At 55.1% G+C, this 17509-nt stretch carries 16 protein-coding genes; 10 read left to right on the forward strand and 6 right to left on the reverse strand.

The window, feature by feature from the left end:
- Positions 1–4 precede the first annotated feature (4 nt).
- Complete coding sequence (secF, locus tag SGBXF1_RS04940; protein ID WP_061806782.1) at positions 5–973, forward strand: protein translocase subunit SecF; 969 nt, start codon at positions 5–7, stop codon at positions 971–973.
- A gap of 81 nt (positions 974–1054) precedes the next feature.
- On the opposite strand, the gene ttrR is transcribed toward secF, so the two are convergent.
- Positions 1055–1654, reverse strand: a complete 600-nt coding sequence (ttrR, locus tag SGBXF1_RS04945) for a tetrathionate respiration response regulator TtrR (RefSeq protein WP_061806783.1) — start codon at positions 1652–1654, stop codon at positions 1055–1057.
- The gene (gene ttrS, locus SGBXF1_RS04950) at positions 1629–3386 is read right to left on the reverse strand and encodes a tetrathionate respiration histidine kinase TtrS (RefSeq protein ID WP_186427920.1); all 1758 of its coding nucleotides are present in this window, start codon (positions 3384–3386) and stop codon (positions 1629–1631) included. Before ttrS ends, ttrR begins: the two co-directional genes overlap by 26 nt.
- Before the next feature lie 153 nt (positions 3387–3539).
- On the opposite strand from ttrS, the gene ttrB reads away from it, so the two are divergent.
- From ttrB to ttrA, 3 genes are read left to right on the forward strand one after another with little or no spacing between them, the layout of a single operon-like run.
- On the forward strand, positions 3540–4274 hold the full coding sequence (gene ttrB, locus SGBXF1_RS04955; RefSeq protein ID WP_186427921.1) for a tetrathionate reductase subunit TtrB: 735 nt from the start codon (positions 3540–3542) through the stop codon (positions 4272–4274).
- On the forward strand, positions 4271–5329 hold the full coding sequence (gene ttrC / locus SGBXF1_RS04960; protein WP_186427922.1) for a tetrathionate reductase subunit TtrC: 1059 nt from the start codon (positions 4271–4273) through the stop codon (positions 5327–5329). Before ttrB ends, ttrC begins: the two co-directional genes overlap by 4 nt.
- Complete coding sequence (gene ttrA / locus SGBXF1_RS04965; protein WP_186427923.1) at positions 5322–8405, forward strand: tetrathionate reductase subunit TtrA; 3084 nt, start codon at positions 5322–5324, stop codon at positions 8403–8405. The genes ttrC and ttrA overlap by 8 nt, the downstream gene beginning before the upstream one ends.
- A gap of 39 nt (positions 8406–8444) precedes the next feature.
- Here the strand turns inward: ttrA and SGBXF1_RS04970 are convergent, their stop codons facing one another.
- A complete protein-coding gene (locus SGBXF1_RS04970) occupies positions 8445–8999 on the reverse strand; it encodes a SadB/YajI family lipoprotein (protein ID WP_186427924.1) in 555 nt (184 codons plus the stop codon).
- Between the two features lie 186 nt (positions 9000–9185).
- On the opposite strand from SGBXF1_RS04970, the gene nrdR reads away from it, so the two are divergent.
- The 6 genes from nrdR to pgpA all read left to right on the forward strand — a co-directional run bounded on the left by nrdR (position 9186) and on the right by pgpA (position 13437).
- Positions 9186–9635: a transcriptional regulator NrdR gene (gene nrdR / locus SGBXF1_RS04975; protein ID WP_037424287.1), complete on the forward strand. Its 450-nt coding sequence runs from the start codon at positions 9186–9188 to the stop codon at positions 9633–9635.
- A gap of 10 nt (positions 9636–9645) precedes the next feature.
- Positions 9646–10755, forward strand: coding sequence for a bifunctional diaminohydroxyphosphoribosylaminopyrimidine deaminase/5-amino-6-(5-phosphoribosylamino)uracil reductase RibD (gene ribD / locus SGBXF1_RS04980; protein WP_186427925.1), 1110 nt, complete (start codon positions 9646–9648; stop codon positions 10753–10755).
- Positions 10756–10998: 243 nt separating this feature from the next.
- On the forward strand, positions 10999–11469 hold the full coding sequence (gene ribH, locus SGBXF1_RS04985) for a 6,7-dimethyl-8-ribityllumazine synthase (protein ID WP_037424293.1): 471 nt from the start codon (positions 10999–11001) through the stop codon (positions 11467–11469).
- 20 nt (positions 11470–11489) lie between these two features.
- Entirely contained in the window at positions 11490–11906 is a 417-nt protein-coding gene (nusB, locus tag SGBXF1_RS04990; RefSeq protein WP_061806788.1) for a transcription antitermination factor NusB, read from the forward strand.
- A 51-nt stretch (positions 11907–11957) separates the two neighbouring features.
- Positions 11958–12941: a thiamine-phosphate kinase gene (thiL, locus tag SGBXF1_RS04995; protein ID WP_186427926.1), complete on the forward strand. Its 984-nt coding sequence runs from the start codon at positions 11958–11960 to the stop codon at positions 12939–12941.
- A 1-nt stretch (position 12942) separates the two neighbouring features.
- Positions 12943–13437: a phosphatidylglycerophosphatase A gene (gene pgpA / locus SGBXF1_RS05000; protein WP_037424299.1), complete on the forward strand. Its 495-nt coding sequence runs from the start codon at positions 12943–12945 to the stop codon at positions 13435–13437.
- 46 nt (positions 13438–13483) lie between these two features.
- On the opposite strand, the gene SGBXF1_RS05005 is transcribed toward pgpA, so the two are convergent.
- The 3 genes from SGBXF1_RS05005 to ispA all read right to left on the reverse strand — a co-directional run bounded on the left by SGBXF1_RS05005 (position 13484) and on the right by ispA (position 17509).
- A complete protein-coding gene (locus SGBXF1_RS05005; protein ID WP_186427927.1) occupies positions 13484–14458 on the reverse strand; it encodes an aldo/keto reductase in 975 nt (324 codons plus the stop codon).
- Positions 14459–14564: 106 nt separating this feature from the next.
- Positions 14565–16430 (reverse strand): 1-deoxy-D-xylulose-5-phosphate synthase, encoded by a 1866-nt coding sequence (gene dxs / locus SGBXF1_RS05010; protein WP_130379471.1) that lies wholly within the window; start codon positions 16428–16430, stop codon positions 14565–14567.
- A gap of 158 nt (positions 16431–16588) precedes the next feature.
- Entirely contained in the window at positions 16589–17509 is a 921-nt protein-coding gene (ispA, locus tag SGBXF1_RS05015) for a (2E,6E)-farnesyl diphosphate synthase (protein WP_037424308.1), read from the reverse strand.

The following is a 17509-nucleotide window of genomic DNA, read 5'->3' on the forward strand; positions in this document are numbered from 1 at the left end:
CGTTGTGGCACAGGATTATACTGTTGAACAACTCAACTACGGCCGTAAAGTCTATGACTTTATGCGCTGGGATTACGTGGCCTTCGGCATCTCGCTGGTGCTGCTGATCGCGTCAATCGCCATTATGTCGGTGCGTGGTTTTAACTGGGGTCTGGACTTCACTGGCGGTACCGTCATTGAAATCAGCCTGGAAAAACCTGCCAACCTCGATCTGATGCGCGATACGCTGGAAAAAGCCGGGTTCCAGGACCCGGTTATTCAGAACTTTGGCAGCAGCCGTGACGTGATGGTGCGTATGCCACCAGCGACCGGCACTGCAGGCCAAGAACTGGGTAACAAAGTGATCGGCGTGATTAACGACTCAGTCGATAAAAATGCCACCGTGAAGCGAATTGAGTTCGTTGGCCCAAGTGTGGGCACCGAATTGGCGCAAAACGGCGGTATGGCACTGCTGGTCGCATTGATCTGTATTTTGATTTACGTGGGTTTCCGCTTTGAATGGCGCTTGGCGCTGGGGGCGGTTATCGCGTTGGCGCACGACGTGATCATTACCATGGGTGTGTTGTCGTTGTTCCGTATCGAGATTGACCTAACCATTGTAGCTTCATTGATGTCGGTTATCGGTTACTCGTTGAACGACAGCATCGTGGTTTCTGACCGTATTCGTGAGAACTTCCGCAAGATCCGCCGCGGAACGCCTTACGAAATTATGAACGTGTCGCTGACCCAGACGCTAAGCCGTACGTTGATGACATCCGGTACGACCTTGATGGTTGTTCTAATGTTGTACATCTTCGGTGGTGCGATGCTGCATGGCTTCTCTCTGGCGATGCTGATTGGTGTGTCTATCGGTACCGTATCCTCTATCTACGTTGCGTCTGCGCTGGCGTTGAAACTGGGTATGAAACGCGAACACATGCTGCAGCAGAAAGTGGAAAAAGAAGGCGCAGATCAGCCTTCGATTATGCCGTGATTTGCCCGTGAGTTGAAAATACAATGCCGGTCGGTTTATTCCGACCGGCATTTTTTTGCTTATAGATCGTGACTTTTTGGTCTACGAGCGTTCAATCGACGTCAGTTGGTTGAGTGAGTTCACCAGTTCTGCAAGACTGGTCGCCTGCATTTTTTCCATCACTTTAGCCCGATGAACTTCTACAGTACGAACCGCGATAAAGTGCCGATCGGCGATCAGTTTATTGGTCATCCCGGCGGCCACTGCACGGGCGATCTCGCGCTCGCGCGGCGTCAGTGCGCTGAAACGCTGTTGCAGTTGGTGGCGCTCAACCTGGCGTTGAGAATGCGCTAATCCGCGTTCGAGCGCTTCAATCAGCGGAGCGGCGGCAATCGGTTTTTGCAAAAAATCCAGTGCTCCCAATTTCATTTCCGCTACCGCCATAGAAATATCCCCGTGACCGGTGACAATCACTACCGCCAGCGTACTTTCCTGCCGACGCAGTTGCTGATGAACTTGCTGCCCGTCCAATCCAGGCATACGGATATCCAGCATGACTACGCCACATTGATAAAGATCGACCTTGTCGACAAAGCGTTGGCTGTCATGCCAGATTTGTACCCGATAATTCAGCCCTTCGAGTAAAAAGCGGCAGGCATCGGTAACGGCAAAATCGTCATCGACCAGGTGTATCAGCGCCATGGCGAGTTTCCTTTTGAATAACAGGGAAGTGCAGGGTAACGCGTAGCCCTTGCCGTTGAGCAGGGGCAGCATAATTTTCCAGTGTCAGATCGCCACCCTGGCTCTTTAGCAGTTTCTGGCAGATCACCAGCCCTAACCCGAGGCCCTCCTGTTTGGTACTGCGAAAGGGTACGAAGGGTAATGCCAGTTGTTCAGCGCTCAGGCCACCGCCATCATCCTCTATGACTAACCGTTGTTGATGTTCGTCGGTTTCCTGCCGCAAGGTAATGTGTTGGGCACCGGCTTGCAGGCTATTACTCAATATATTGGTGAGTACTTGCTCCAATAGCGTTGCCTGGCTGTACAACTGGCTTTGGGACGGGATTGCAAGAGTTAAGCGGCACTGTGGGTATTGTTGTTCGATCTGCATCAATTTTATAAGGTGTTCCACCAGTGGGCGTAGCAGGAGTGGCTGCGCGCTTTCATGTTGTGGGGTTTTACTTGCCCAGCGTCGCAAATTGACAATGCTTTCCGCGCCACGTTGCGCCTGCTGGCCAATCTGTTCGAGTATCGGCAACAGTTCGTGCTGGCTATCGCTGCGCTCAAGACGAATACGGCATCCCTCCGCATAATGACGGATTGCGGCCAGAGGTTGGTTCAGCTCATGAGCAAAGCCTGAGGCCATCTCGCCCAGAGTGCTGAGTCTTTGCGCTTGAGCCAAGGCCGTTTCTCTGGCACGTAACGTCTGATGCATCTGTTCGATCTGACGCCCACGTCGGTGTACCAAATGCCCAATCCACAGATGGTTGGCTCCGAGCAACACCATCGCGCCGATAATGGCGCTGAGCAACAGCAAGTGCTGTTGTGCCCAAAGAGATATGTCCTGCCAGAGTGAACGCTGTGTTGGGTGAAGATTCAGGTCATGCAGCAGCTGATTGACCTGGCGGGAAGATGCTGGGGCACCCCAAACAGGCAAACCGGGTATTTCCATTTGCAGTAACTGGCGGGCCAACTCATCGGCCAGTCGATCAGGTACATGGTTTAAGGCCGCAAATGACCAATTAGGGTAAAGCTCCGTGCTGGTCAGGCAGTGCTGGTCGCTGTGTTTTTCCAGCAGGGCGCGATAGTCACTGGCCTGTAGCAGTCCTTCCGTTTGCATTTTTTCCAACAGGCAAACCGGCACAATCACGGCGTCCAGTGCGCGATCGCGCAACTGATAAAGCAAGGCATCTGCCGGGTAACCACTGAAGTGCAGTGTCAGATCTTTTTCTGGGCGAAGACCCGCGCCAAGGAGTTCTTTATACCCCAACAGGTAACCGCCAAATGCGTCAGCGGCGACTGCCCCAACTTTTTGACCGACGAGCTGGCTGGCGGTGGTGATAGGGCTATCGTGTCTCACCAGTATGACACTGCCGACCACATTGTTTGATGCCTGTTGCGACTGTTGGGAGGAACGCAGTGAAACCAGCCAGCGCAATGGGTAGCGGTTATCCAACTGGACGTATTGTGCCGGGTTGGTGAGCAAAAAGTCGACGCGTTCACTGCGGACTGCGTCACCCATACCTGACAGGTTCACCGGCGACAATTGGAAGTGATCGTCAGGAAACTGACGATTTAGATGGTCGACCAAGGGTTGCCACTGGGCCAGTGCATGAGCATCGCCGCGCAGCGCGAGCACCGCGATAGTCCATTGTCCCGCCCAGGCAGTGTTTAACCAACTGCTCAACAACAGGAATAGCACTGATCTTTTCACATCATCTCCGCTTTTATGATCCGTATCACCGGGTTGAATTGTCCTGGATCAAGCCGACGCCGGGAATGTGGTAAACCACAATATTGGCGATCGGTTACCGTTTTTACACTCCGTTGTATCAGTTCCCCGGCGAATACTTATTGGGAGAAATCAATGGACAGTGGGAAACGGCAATTTTTACAACGACTCGGTGCGCTGACCGCCGGTGCCGCGCTGGTGCCATTGGCGCAATCAGGGTGGCAGTTGCAGCCGGCTCGGCGGGAGGGTGACAGTAAAAGGCGCATGGCAATGTTGATTGATCTGCGCCGCTGCATCGGTTGCCAGGCATGTACAGTCAGTTGCGCAGTAGAGAACCGGCTACCGCAGGGGCAATTCCGCACCAATGTACAGCAATATCAGGTCACCCTGGAGGGCCAGGATTCGACAACCAACGTGCTGTTACCGCGGTTGTGCAACCATTGTGATAATCCGCCTTGCGTACCGGTTTGTCCGGTACAGGCAACTTTCCAGCGTCAGGATGGCATCGTGGTGATCGATAACACCCGCTGCGTCGGTTGTGCCTACTGCGTACAGGCCTGCCCTTATGAGGCACGGTTTATCAATCACGAAACCCAGACTGCCGACAAGTGTACTTTCTGCGTGCATCGGCTTGATGCCGGCCTGCTGCCCGCTTGCGTTGAATCTTGCGTAGGCGGCGCGCGGATGATCGGTGATCTCAACGATCGGCAAGGTGCACTAAGACGTGCTCTGGATGAACATCAGGCGCAGCTTAAGGTACTGAAACCGGAACAAGGGACCCATCCTCAGGTGTTCTATCTGGGGCTTGATGAGGCATTTGTCAGTCACGTCCGGGGACAACCGGCGCTGTGGCAGGAGGTGCATTCATGATCCGCGAAATTATGGCCCGTCCACAGGAGATCGCCTGGTTGCCCTGGGCGGTGCAGTACTTTTTCTTTATTGGCATGGCATGCGGCAGCATCATTATTGCCGTCTGGTTGCGCTGGCGCGAGCCAAATAAGACGTCACGTCTGGAACTGGCTGCTGTGTCGTTGGCAGTGGTAAGCGGTACCGTCGCACCGCTGGCTTTGAGTGCAGACTTGCATCAACCCGCGCGTATTTGGCATTTCTACGCGTACTTCACCCCATGGTCATGGATGTCTCTCGGCTCGCTGTTTTTACCGCTGTTTACCCTATTAGTGGTCAGCTATTTCGTCTTGTTGCTGCGTAATCAGTTAAGACCGAAAACCTTGCCGTTTTGGGCGCGTTGGTTGATGTTCCGACCGGGATGGCGTGAGGAAACGTGGCTACGCTGGGTGGCGTTGGCCACCTTAGTGTCGGCGGCCAGCATCTTGCTCTATACCGGTCGTGAAGTTTCTATTCTGCGGTCGCAGCCGCTGTGGTTCAGCCTTTGGCTGCCTTGGTTGTTGTTGCTGACGGCCATGCAGGCCGTTTCGCCACTGCTGGCCTATTGGTTGCGTCAGGATGTTCAATGGCAACCACGTCTGGCACGTTATCAGGCCGTCACGCTTGTGCTGTTGTGTCTTTCTTGCCTTGGCTGGTGGGTGGATGGCAGCACGTCTTCTTCTGCGTTACACCAATTGTCGACTCAGGGCATGGTCTGGTGGATGGCTGGTATCGCCTTTGTCGCAATGACGTTATTGCTGTTGGTGTTGGCAGGGCGAATGTCCAACCAGCGGCTAAGTGCCAATGGGCTGCTGGGGCAGTGCGTTGTGGCGCTGTTGCTCTGCTGGGGTGTGCGTTGGATGTTGCTGATGCAAACCCAAACGCTGCCCAAATTCAATGTCGTGGCCAATCCCTATGTGTTGCCGCTTGGTAGCGAAGGGTTGCTGGCGATTCTGGGTACCCTGGGGTTGTGGATAGCGTTAATCATTGGAATTCGTGAATTGCAGCACCGGCTGATGGAGAAAAAACACTATGGCTAAGTCAACGCGGCGTCAGTGGTTAAAAGGCGGACTCGCACTGGGTGGATTGACGCTATTTGGTGCCAGTTATAGCGAGATGGTGCAAAAAGTCTTTACCGGCTTGCGAGACGGCAGCAGTGGTAAATTGACGCTGGACAGGATCAGCGCCAACGCGCTCCCAACAGAAGGGATTCGACACCCTGATGGCTGGCAAGTTAATCCACAGCAGGCGGTGTCCATGACCCAATGTTTTGGCTGCTGGACGCTTTGCGGTCTGCGGGTCAGGGTTGATCGTGACAGCAACCAGATATTGCGGGTGGCGGGCAACCCCTATCATCCCTTGTCTCACGATCACCACTTTCCTTATCGTTTGCCGGTCAGTGACGCGCTTAACCGTTTGGGTGGCGATGAAGGCCTGGAGCAGCGATCGACGGCCTGCGCCCGCGGAGCGACTTTATTGGAAGGGCTGACCAGCCCTTATCGGGTACTGGAACCGATGAAACGGGTAGGTCCGCGCGGCAGCGGTCAGTGGCAACGGATCAGCTTTGAACAGTTGATCCATGAGGTGGTCGAGGGCGGTGATCTTTTTGGCGAGGGGGCGGTTGAGGGATTACGGGCGATCCGCGATCTTGATACACCACTCGATCCGAAACAACCTTCACTGGGGCCAAAGGCCAATCAGTTGCTGGTCACCAATGCTGGTGATGAAGGCCGAGACGCTTTTATTAAGCGTTTTGCACAGAATGCTTTTGGGACGCGTAACTTTGGCCATCATGGGGCTTATTGTGGGTTGGCCTACCGTGCGGGATCCGGGGCCCTAATGGGGGATCTGGAAACGAATGCGCATGTGAAACCCGATTGGGATCACTTGCGTTTTGGGCTGTTTCTCGGTACTTCGCCAGCGCAGTCCGGCAACCCGTTCAAACGACAGGGGCGGCAGTTAGCCAATGCCCGCATGCGCGATGAATTCCGTTACGTGGTAGTGGCGCCAGCATTGCCCTTGACCACCACGCTGGCCAACGATCACAACCGTTGGGTGCCGGTGTTACCGGGCACTGATTCTGCATTGGCGATGGGTATGATCCGCTGGATTATTGAGCAGGAGCGTTATAACGCCGACTATCTGACATTACCTGGCGAGGTGGCAATGCAGGCCGCCGGGGAAAAAAGTTGGACCAACGCCACGCATTTGGTCGTGACTGATGAGGATCATCCGTTGTGTGGGCAATTTTTGCGTCAGGTGCATTTGGACGGTGTTACAACCGGGGAAGCCGAAAGCCCGTCTTTGGTCTGGGATGCACAGCGGGCTGAGCCGGTATCGTCGAATGAGGCTCTACAGGGGCAGTTGCGGGTGGAGCAACAGTTACGGCTGGCTGATGGTTCACAGGTTCAGGTTCGCTCGAGTTTCCTTTGCCTGCAACAGGCTGCTGAGCGTTTTACGCTGACTGAATACGGCAGCCGGTGTGGTGTCAATGCTGAGACCATTGCAGCACTGGCCAAAGAGTTCACGTCTTACCAGCGGCAAGCGGCGGTGATTGCTCACGGTGGCATGATGAGCGGTAACGGTTTCTATAACAGTTGGGCTGTGATGATGCTCAATGCGCTGATCGGTAACCTGAACCTGAAGGGCGGCGTCTCGGTAGGCGGCGGTAAGTTCAAGGAGTTTGCCGATGGGCCGCGTTATAACTTGAAAACCTTCCCAGGCATGGTGAAACCGAAAGGGCTGGTATTGTCGCGCAGCAAACAGGCGTATGAACAATCAGACGAGTATCGTCGCAAGGTTGAACAAGGGGAGAAACCCTACCCGGCCCGTGGGCCATGGTACCCCTTCGTGGCGGGACAGTTCACCGAACAACTTGCTCCGGCGCTTATGGGTTACCCCTATCCGCTAAAGGCCTGGATCAGCCACATGGGTAACCCACTTTACGGTGTTGCCGGCCTGCGTGAAGTGATCGAAAGTCGCCTTAAAGATCCACGGCAACTTCCGCTGTTTATTGCAGTCGATGCCTTTATTAACGAAACCAGTGCCTTGGCAGATTATATTGTGCCGGATACGCACAACTTCGAAAGCTGGGGGTTTACGGCACCCTGGTCCGGCGTGATGGTGCGATCGAGCACTGCGCGTTGGCCTGTCGTCCCGCCGCGAACTGTGAGCACGGCTGAGGGTCAGCCGGTGGCACTAGAAAGCTTTGTCATTGCGTTGTCGAAGGCAATGGCGCTGCCGGGGTTTGGTGATGCCGCCCTACAGGATACGCAAGGCAATGCTTTTGGGTTGCACACTGCGGAGGATTATTACCTGCGTGCTGCCGCCAACGTGGCTTTTGCCGGAGAGCCATTGCCTGAGGCAACAGAAAGCGAGCTACGATTGACCGGCGTGGACCGCCTGCAACCGGCGCTAGACACGGTGCTGAAAGCTGATGAACGGCTGCGGGTAGGTTATATGTTGGCGCGTGGCGGGCGTTTTGCGCCTTACGAGCAAGCCTGGAAAGGGGATGAAACCGGTCCGCAATGGAAGAAGGGACTGAATATCTGGAATGAAGAGGTGGCACGTCACCGCCATGCGATGACGGGAGAGCGTTACAGTGGGTGTCCGACGTACTATCCACCACGTTTTGCCGACGGCTCAGACGTGGGCAAACACTATCCACTGGATGTGTGGCCGTTCCGTTTGATGTCGTTTAAATCGCATCTGATGAGCAGTTCGACAGCGCCGATTGACCGCTTGCGTGCGGTGAAGCCAGTTAATCTGGTGGCGCTTAATCCGGTCGATGCTGAGCGCTATGCGTTACAGCATGGCGATCGGGTTCGGTTGCAGACCCCAGGTGGCAGCGTTGAGGCGCAAGTCAGCTTACTTGATGGCGTGATGCCGGGTGTTATTGCTATCGAGCACGGATACGGTCATCGTGAGATGGGAGCACGTGCGCACTTGCTGGATGGGCAGCCGATGGCGGCAGACCCGCGTATTGCCGCCGGCATCAATCTCAATGATCTTGGGTTGCCCGACCCGACCAGAGAAATCAGTAATAGCTGGCTTGATTGGGTCAGCGGCGCGGCGGTACGTCAGGGATTACCGGCAAGGTTACAACGGCTGGGATAATCTGAAGGCCCAGTCATCGATGATTGGGCCTTATTTTTGTCAGTTTTGCGCGGTAGCTACCGTAACAGGTTCTACGCTATGCAGCCGCACAAACCCCAGTTGTTCAGGTGTCAGGCCGCTGAAGCGTAGCTCAAAAGTATGCTCTGATTTAGGCAGCAGTGAGTCTGCACTGGCGATAGGTTGCGAAAGGGAATCTGTCGCCAGGGGGTTGCCGGTGGCAGGATCCAACTGGCCCCATTCCACCACTGCTTTGAACGCGGGCAGGGATGCCTGTGAAAGCGTGCGGACGTGCAATAAGGCTTGGGTGCCGTTAGCCTCGGTTTTCACGTGGCTCAGTGACACGCTCAGTTCGCCGAGGCTGCTCTGCAAGCGTGCGGCATTGTTGGCCGCTGGCAGCAGATAAACACCGCTGGTGGAGTTTTTATTCAGCTGGTTTTGCTGTTCCAACGCGGTAGCCTGATTAGTCAGGGTGGTTAACTGCTGATTCAGCGCAACTACCTGATTGTGCAGTTTTGGCACCTCGTGGTTTTGTGCGCAACCTGTCAGCAGGGCCAGTGTGCTCAGCAGGATAATCTTGGGGTAATGGGTTGTCATCGCGGGGATTTCCTATTCAACATCTCCTTTTATCAGCTTAGTCCGCCTGGCGGGGAAAGTCATCCAAGCCCTTCTTCGGCCTGTCGTTCCGGATGCGGGCTCGCAACAAATGGCCGACGGCCTTTGTTGTGGCCGCACTTCGGGGTAAACTGCTCTTAACTATGAAAACGTTTATCAGGACGTGTTATGCATTGCCCTTTCTGCGCCGCTGTTGATACCAAAGTCATTGATTCCCGTTTGGTGGGTGATGGTTCGCAGGTGCGCCGTCGCCGCCAGTGTTTGGTTTGTAATGAACGTTTCACCACCTTTGAAGTGGCTGAGCTGGTGATGCCACGGGTAATAAAAAGCGATGATGTGCGTGAGCCATTTAACGAAGACAAGCTGCGTCGCGGCATGCTGAAGGCGTTGGAAAAACGCCCGGTCAGTTCTGACGACGTGGAAAACGCGATCAACCACATTAAATCCCAATTGCGTGCCACCGGCGAGCGCGAAGTGCCAACTAAATTGGTCGGCAACCTGGTGATGGATGCGTTGAAAAAGTTGGATAAAGTCGCCTATATCCGCTTTGCCTCGGTGTATCGCAGCTTTGAAGATATTCGCGAATTCGGCGAAGAGATCGCCCGTCTACAGGATTAAGGGACCCTTCATGCATAACGATGAATTCTACATGGCACGCGCCTTTGAACTGGCGCGGCTGGGACGTTTCACTACCGCACCGAACCCGAATGTCGGCTGTGTTATTGTGCGCGATGGCGAAATCGTTGGTGAAGGTTACCACCTGCGAGCCGGTGAACCCCATGCAGAAGTCCATGCGCTGCACATGGCGGGCGAAAAAGCACGTGGTGCCACCGCCTATGTCACGCTGGAACCTTGCAGCCATCATGGCCGCACACCACCTTGCGCCGATGCACTGGTGGCCGCTGGGGTTGCCCGTGTCGTAGCTGCGATGCAAGACCCGAATCCAGAAGTGGCGGGGCGTGGCCTGTACAAATTACAGCAGGCGGGGCTGGATGTACGTCATGGTTTGATGCTGGCCGAAGCTGAAGCGGTGAATCTGGGCTTTCTCAAGCGGATGCGCACCGGTTTCCCTTATGTACAATTGAAACTTGGCGCCTCTCTCGATGGTCGTACGGCGATGGCGTCCGGTGAAAGCCAATGGATCACCTCGTCCGAGGCACGCCAAGACGTACAGCGGCTGCGAGCACAAAGCGCGGCGATTCTCAGTACCAGTGCCACTGTATTGGCTGATGATCCATCACTGACGGTGCGTTGGGATGAGTTGGATGCCGAGACTCAACGTATTTACCCACGAGAAAACCTGCGGCAGCCATTGCGCATTATCCTCGACAGCCAAAATCGCGTTACTCCGCAGCACCGGGTGGTGCAACAACCGGGGCCAACCTGGTTGGCACGTTTGCAGCCGGATGACCAGGTTTGGCCACAGGATGTCGAACAACTGACCTTCCCGGCACATGGTGCGGGGATTGATCTGGTCGTGATGATGATGCAATTGGCGAAACGACAAGTGAACTCCATCTGGGTCGAGGCTGGCGCGCACTTGGCAGGAGCTTTGTTGCAGGCTGGGTTGGTTGATGAGCTCATTTTGTACATCGCGCCAAAATTGTTGGGCGATAATGGCCACGGTTTGTGCCACTTACCGGGCCTGGAGCATTTGGCGGATGCGCCGGAATTCGTATTCAGCGAAGTGCGGCACGTCGGGCCCGATTTGCGGTTGCGATTGAAAGCAAAATACTGATTTTAATGTCTGAGTGTCGGGATTGTTGGTCTTTTACAACACCGACAGCCCAGGCTGGTGCTCGTTAATAATTGGCGTTACATCAAGGCGGCAAGCGCATGTATCCCGATGAGCTTACACAAGTAAGTGATTCGAGTAGGCGAGCGTAGCCAACACAGATGCAGCTTCAAGTATGACGGGTATAAAGAATATGATAGAATCCGCCCCCCTGCGGGGTACTGAACCCATTTTTAAGGAAAGCCCATGAAAGTTATCGAAGGTGTTGTTGCTACTCCAAATGCCCGTGTGGCGATTGCAATTGCACGTTTTAACAATTTCATCAACGACAGCCTGCTGCAAGGTGCTATTGACGCACTCAAGCGCATTGGTCAGGTTGCTGACGACAACATCACTGTTGTCTGGGTCCCGGGCGCTTACGAGTTGCCGCTGACTGCACGCGTGCTGGCCAACACCGGCAAATATGATGCAGTGATCGCACTGGGCACCGTTATCCGTGGGGGCACCGCGCACTTTGAATATGTCGCGGGCGAAGCCAGCTCTGGCCTGGGCAGTGTTTCTATGAACACTGAAATCCCGGTTGCCTTTGGCGTGCTGACAACCGAAAGCATCGAACAGGCTATCGAACGTGCTGGCACCAAAGCAGGCAACAAGGGCGCTGAAGCGGCTCTGACCGCACTTGAAATGATTAATGTTATCAAAGCTATTAAAGCCTGAATTTAGTTAAGGGGAATTCCGTGAAACCTGCTGCTCGTCGCCGCGCTCGTGAGTGCGCTGTTCAAGCGCTTTACTCTTGGCAGTTGTCTAAAAATGACATTGCCGATGTTGAACACCAGTTCCTGTCGGAGCAAGATGTCAAAGATGTAGACATCGCCTATTTTCGGGAGCTGCTGTCCGGCGTGGCGGTGAATGCAGGTCTGCTGGATAGCCTGATGGCACCTGTCCTGTCGCGCCAGCTCGAAGAGCTGGGCCAGGTAGAAAGAGCCGTTCTGCGCATTGCGCTGTTTGAGCTGAAAATGCGTGAGGATGTGCCTTACAAAGTGGCAATCAATGAAGCGATCGAGTTGGCGAAAACCTTCGGCGCTGAAGACAGCCACAAGTTTGTGAATGGTGTGCTGGATAAAGTGGCACCAAGCATCCGCAAGAAAAAATAAAGAATTAAGGCCGGTATCCCCGGCCTTAATTTCATCTATTGGAATATGACCATGGCATGTGGCGAATTTGACCTCATTGCCCGCTATTTTGACCGGTTTAAGAGTCTGCGCCGGGACGTACAGTTGGGCATTGGAGATGACTGCGCACTTCTGACAGTGGCAGAAAAACAGCTTTTGGCCGTCAGTACCGACACTCTGGTTTCGGGCGTTCACTTCCTGCCGGATATCGATCCGGCCGATCTCGGCTACAAAGCACTGGCCGTCAATCTGAGCGATTTGGCCGCCATGGGCGCCGATCCCGCTTGGCTTTCACTGGCATTAACCTTGCCGGACGTGAATGAGCCCTGGCTGAAGGCGTTCAGTGACAGCCTGTTTGAACAACTTAATTATTACGGCATGCAGTTGATTGGCGGCGATACCACACGCGGCCCATTAAGCATGACGTTAACCATTCACGGCCTTATCCCAGCGGGTCGGGCGTTGACCCGCAGCGGCGCTCGCATTGGTGACTGGATCTACACCACCGGTACGCTGGGTGACAGCGCCGCCGGTCTGGCTATTTTGCAGGATCGTCTGCAAGTGGCGGACGTTGACGCACGTAATTACCTGGTTGGTCGTCATCTGCGGCCACAACCACGTGTATTGCAAGGACAGGCGCTGCGCGATCTGGCCAGTTCGGCGATTGATATTTCGGACGGTTTGATTTCGGATCTGAAACACGTGCTTAGCGCTTCCGAGTGCGGTGCGCGGATCAACCTCGATGAGCTGCCGTTGTCACAGGCGTTAAGCAGCAATGTGGACGTTGAGCAGGCATTGCGCTGGGCGTTGACCGGCGGCGAAGATTACGAGTTGTGCTTCACCGTGCCGGAAATCAACCGTGGTGCACTGGAGGTGGCGTTAAGCCATCTGGGCGCTGACTATACCTGTATTGGTCAGATTGGCCCGCTTTCCGAAGGCATCAAATTCTACCGCAACGATGAAGCAGTGGAATTGCCATGGCGTGGCTTTGACCATTTCAGTGAAGGGCAGGCGTAACATGGATGAAGCTAAACGCCGCTTGCGGATGAGCAATCCATGGCACCTGCTGGCCACCGGCTTCGGCAGTGGTTTGTCGCCAGTCATGCCTGGGACGATGGGATCACTGGCTGCGATTCCGTTTTGGCTGCTGCTGATCCAACTGCCTTGGCAACTGTATTCACTCTTAGTGATGTTCAGTATCTGTATCGGTGTTTATCTGTGCCATCAGACCGCCAAAGACATGAAGGTGCACGATCACGGCAGCATCGTCTGGGACGAGTTTGTCGGTATGTGGATCACGCTGATGGCACTGCCGGTCAACGACTGGCAATGGGTCGCAGCTGGTTTCGTGATTTTCCGTATTTTGGATATCTGGAAGCCATGGCCGATTCGCTGGTTTGATCGCAACGTTCATGGCGGCATGGGCATCATGGTCGATGACATCGTCGCTGGGGTGTTTTCCGCCGGTATTATCTACCTGATTGGGCACCACTGGCCGGTTGGGTTGTTCTGATGACAAGGGCGCAGTGTAATACTGCGCCCTTGAGCACCACGCTACGCTATTCAAATCCTGTCACATGATGCGGCACATAGGCCGTTTCCAGCTCAGCAATTTCCTCCGGTGTTAACGTAAGATCGACGGCGGCGACGGCGTCTTCAAGATGGTCATGGCGTGATGCGCCGATAATTGGGGCGCTGACGACCGGCTTACTCAACAGCCACGCCAGTGCAACTTGCGCACGGGACACACCGCGTTCTTCGGCAATACTGGCTACGCGCTCTGCGATAATGGCATCAATGCCTTCGGTTTCATCGTACAGGTTTTTACCAACCTGATCAGACACCAGCCGTGCAGTGCTTTCTCCCCAAGGGCGTGTTAAGCGGCCCCGCGCCAGTGGGCTCCATGGCAGTACTGCAATGCCTTCGGCAGCGCACAGCGGCAGCATCTCACGCTCTTCTTCGCGTTGGATCAGATTGTATTGATCCTGCATGCTGACAAAGCGTGTCCAGCCGTGCAGATCGGCGGTGTACAGCGCCTTGGCAAACTGCCAGGCGTACATCGAGGATGCGCCGATGTAACGCGCCTTACCGGCTTTCACCACTTCATGCAGTGCTTCCAGCGTTTCCTCCAGCGGCGTTTCATAATCCCAGCGGTGAATCTGCAACAGATCAACATAATCGGTGCCCAGGCGCCGCAAACTGTCGTCGATGGACTGCATGATTTTGGCGCGCGACAGCCCGCGCTCCAGATTGCTCAGTGGGAAATAGACTTTGGTGGCAATCACCACCTGGTCACGGTGGGCATAATCGCGCAGTGCCCGACCGACGATCTCCTCACTGCTGCCATCTGAGTAGCTGTTGGCGGTGTCAAAGAAGTTGATACCGGCATCCAGAGCCTGCTTCAGCAGCGGGCGACTGCTTTCTTCGGGTAGCGTCCAGGCGTGATTGCCACGGCTGGGTTCACCGTAGGTCATGCAGCCCAGACAGATGCGCGAGACGTTCAGGTCGGTGCTGCCCAGTTTCAGATACTTCATGCTTGCCTCCCGTGTTAGCACAGAACTTTAACTGTAGCGGATTTTCAGGAGGCAGAAATGAAAACGCCCCCGCAAAGCGGAGGCGTCGGTCAATGTGACGTAGGGATTATTGCGCCAGCCATACATCGATTTGCCGCTGGATGCCTGCGGTATCCAGACCCAGATCGACGCGGACTTCTTCCTGGCTGCCCTGAGAGACAAAATAATCCGGCAGGCCGATATTCAGCACAGGGACTACACGGCGCTTGGCCATCAGCAACTCGTTTACGCCGCTGCCGGCACCGCCCATAATGGCGTTTTCTTCCAGTGTAACCAGTGCATCGTGGCTGGCCGCCAGTTCCAGCACCAGTTGTTCGTCAAGTGGCTTCACGAAACGCATATCCACCAACGTGGCGTTCATGGCTTCCGCCACCTGTGCCGCTTCCGGCAACAGGGTCCCGAAGTTCAGGATTGCCAGCTTTTCACCTTCGCGGCGGACCACGCCTTTGCCTATCGGCAGTGCGCTGAGCGGCTCCAGTGGTGCACCGGTGCCGTTGCCACGTGGGTAGCGCACGGCGCTTGGGCCTTCATTATAGTGATAACCGGTGTACAGCATCTGGCGGCACTCGTTCTCGTCGCTTGGCGTCATGATCACCATGGTTGGGATACAACGCATGAATGACAGATCGAATGCACCTTGGTGAGTCTGGCCGTCGGCGCCGACAATGCCGCCACGATCGATAGCAAACATCACCGGTAACTTTTGAATGGCGACGTCGTGAATCAACTGATCGTAAGCACGTTGCAGGAAGGTGGAATAAATTGCCACCACCGGCTTGTAGCCGCCAATCGCCAGCCCGGCGGCGAAGGTCACCGCATGCTGCTCGGCGATAGCCACGTCAAAATATTGCTGTGGATAGTCACGGGAGAATTGCACCATGCCAGAGCCTTCACGCATTGCGGGAGTGATGGCCATCAGCGAGCTGTCCTTGGCGGCCGTTTCACACAGCCAATCACCAAAGACTTTTGAATAGGTTGGCAGGCCCCCCGCGCTTTTCGGCAGAGTACCACTGGCTGGATCGAATTTGGGTACCGCATGGAAACTGATTGGATCTTTTTCCGCTGGGGCGTAACCACGGCCTTTTTTGGTCATGATATGCAGCAACTGCGGGCCTTTCAGATCGCGCATGTTTTTCAGCGTGGCAACCAGACCCTGGACATCGTGACCGTCGACTGGGCCAATGTAGTTAAAGCCCAGCTCTTCGAACAGCGTGCCCGGCACGACCATGCCTTTCAGGTGTTCTTCGGTGCGTTTGACCAGCTCTTTGATTGGCGGCAGGCCAGAGAGTACTTTTTTTCCGCCCTCACGCAGGGTGGAGTAGAGTTTACCGGAAAGCAGCTGTGCCAGATGGTTATTCAGGGCACCGACATTCTCTGAGATCGACATTTCGTTGTCGTTCAGAACCACCAGCATGTCTGGGTTAATGTCGCCAGCGTGATTCATGGCTTCAAACGCCATACCAGCGGTGATTGCGCCATCGCCGATCACGCAGACGGTGCGGCGATTTTTGCCTTCGCGCTCCGCTGCTACCGCCATGCCGAGCCCAGCGCTGATCGATGTAGAGGAGTGGCCAACCGACAGCACATCGTATTCGCTTTCCGCACGCCACGGGAAAGGATGAAGGCCATTTTTCTGACGAATAGTGGCGATTTTGTCACGGCGGCCGGTCAGAATTTTATGTGGGTAGGCTTGGTGGCCAACGTCCCATACCAGGTGATCGAACGGTGTTTGGTACACATAGTGCAACGCCACCGTCAGTTCGACGGTACCCAGCCCGGACGCAAAATGGCCGCTGGAGCGGCTGACGCTGTCCAGGAGGTATTGCCGAAGTTCGTCACACAGTTTCGGCAGGCTCTCTTTTGGGAGCGAGCGGAGTTCATCGGGATTTTCCGCTAGCGCCAAGGTCGGGTATTTGGCTATATCAAGACTCATTCGATACTCATATCAGAGGATTTTACCCTTCATCTTTCAAGGTGCAGCGGTGTTGACCGCTTTCTCTCATCCCGGTCACCGGGATGACCCAGTTCCGGGGGTTTCGCTCAGTTTCCGCCTGGCTGCAACTTGAAATCAATTGGGTATTACGTCACACGTTAATTGTCGCGTTCAATAATGAAGCTGGCTAACGCTCGCAATGGCGCTGTGTTATAAGATTGTGCTGCCAAAGTATCTAATGCAGCTAAAGCTTCCTGATAGAGATCCCACGCTTTTGCTTTCGCGCTGTCAAGCCCGAGCAAAGCTGGATAGGTGCTCTTTCCATGTTGCTGGTCTGCGCCTTGGCGTTTGCCTATTTTTTCTGTTTCGCCGACCACATCTAAAATATCATCCTGCACCTGAAACGCCAGACCAATTGCGGCCGCGTAACGGTCGAGCTGCGGCAACGCTGCACGGCCAGGTTCACCAGCAGCCAAGGCTCCAAGGCGAACTGCGGCGCGGATCAATGCGCCGGTCTTATGGCGATGGATCTGCTCCAATGCTTCCAGGCCAACCTGCTGATCTTCAGCTTCGAGATCCAGCGACTGGCCACCACACATACCCGCAACGCCGCTGGCGGTAGCCAACTCGGAAACCATCGCCAACCGATCACGCAACGCCACATCAGGCATATCGGCATCGGCCAGAATGGAAAATGCCAGCGTTTGCAGAGCATCGCCGGCCAAAATGGCGTTGGCCTCACCAAATTTGATGTGGCAGGTCGGCTGACCACGACGCAGGTCGTCGTCGTCCATTGCCGGCAGATCGTCATGGATCAGTGAATAGGCGTGAATGCATTCTACCGCAGCTGCGGGCGCATCCAAATTATTCAGTGATACACCAAACATCTGCCCAGTGGTGTATACCAGGAACGGACGTAGGCGTTTGCCGCCCAGCAACGCGCCATGACGCATTGCCGCCACCATATTGCCATTGTTGAACGGCAACGGTGCGATAAAATCCAGCAGCGTGCGGTCGGCCCGCTGGCGTAACGCCTGCAACTGGTCAGAAAAAGCGGTTTGTTGGACGGTCTCGGACAT

Origin of the sequence: Serratia grimesii (assembly GCF_900186025.1) — a bacterium.
GTDB classification, from domain to species: Bacteria; Pseudomonadota; Gammaproteobacteria; order Enterobacterales; family Enterobacteriaceae; genus Serratia; species Serratia grimesii.

Excerpts from the sequence above, each read along its gene's own strand:
- ribH (WP_037424293.1), top strand. The coding sequence starts at position 10,999 with ATGAAAGTTATCGAAGGTGTTGTTGCTACTCCAAATGCCCGTGTGGCG.
- ttrC (WP_186427922.1), top strand. The coding sequence starts at position 4,271 with ATGATCCGCGAAATTATGGCCCGTCCACAGGAGATCGCCTGGTTGCCC.
- dxs (WP_130379471.1), bottom strand. The coding sequence starts at position 16,430 with ATGAGTCTTGATATAGCCAAATACCCGACCTTGGCGCTAGCGGAAAAT.
- SGBXF1_RS05005 (WP_186427927.1), bottom strand. The coding sequence starts at position 14,458 with ATGAAGTATCTGAAACTGGGCAGCACCGACCTGAACGTCTCGCGCATC.
- thiL (WP_186427926.1), top strand. The coding sequence starts at position 11,958 with ATGGCATGTGGCGAATTTGACCTCATTGCCCGCTATTTTGACCGGTTT.
- ttrB (WP_186427921.1), top strand. The coding sequence starts at position 3,540 with ATGGACAGTGGGAAACGGCAATTTTTACAACGACTCGGTGCGCTGACC.
- SGBXF1_RS04970 (WP_186427924.1), bottom strand. The coding sequence starts at position 8,999 with ATGACAACCCATTACCCCAAGATTATCCTGCTGAGCACACTGGCCCTG.
- ttrA (WP_186427923.1), top strand. The coding sequence starts at position 5,322 with ATGGCTAAGTCAACGCGGCGTCAGTGGTTAAAAGGCGGACTCGCACTG.
- ttrR (WP_061806783.1), bottom strand. The coding sequence starts at position 1,654 with ATGGCGCTGATACACCTGGTCGATGACGATTTTGCCGTTACCGATGCC.
- nrdR (WP_037424287.1), top strand. The coding sequence starts at position 9,186 with ATGCATTGCCCTTTCTGCGCCGCTGTTGATACCAAAGTCATTGATTCC.
- ribD (WP_186427925.1), top strand. The coding sequence starts at position 9,646 with ATGCATAACGATGAATTCTACATGGCACGCGCCTTTGAACTGGCGCGG.
- pgpA (WP_037424299.1), top strand. The coding sequence starts at position 12,943 with ATGGATGAAGCTAAACGCCGCTTGCGGATGAGCAATCCATGGCACCTG.
- ispA (WP_037424308.1), bottom strand. The coding sequence starts at position 17,509 with ATGTCCGAGACCGTCCAACAAACCGCTTTTTCTGACCAGTTGCAGGCG.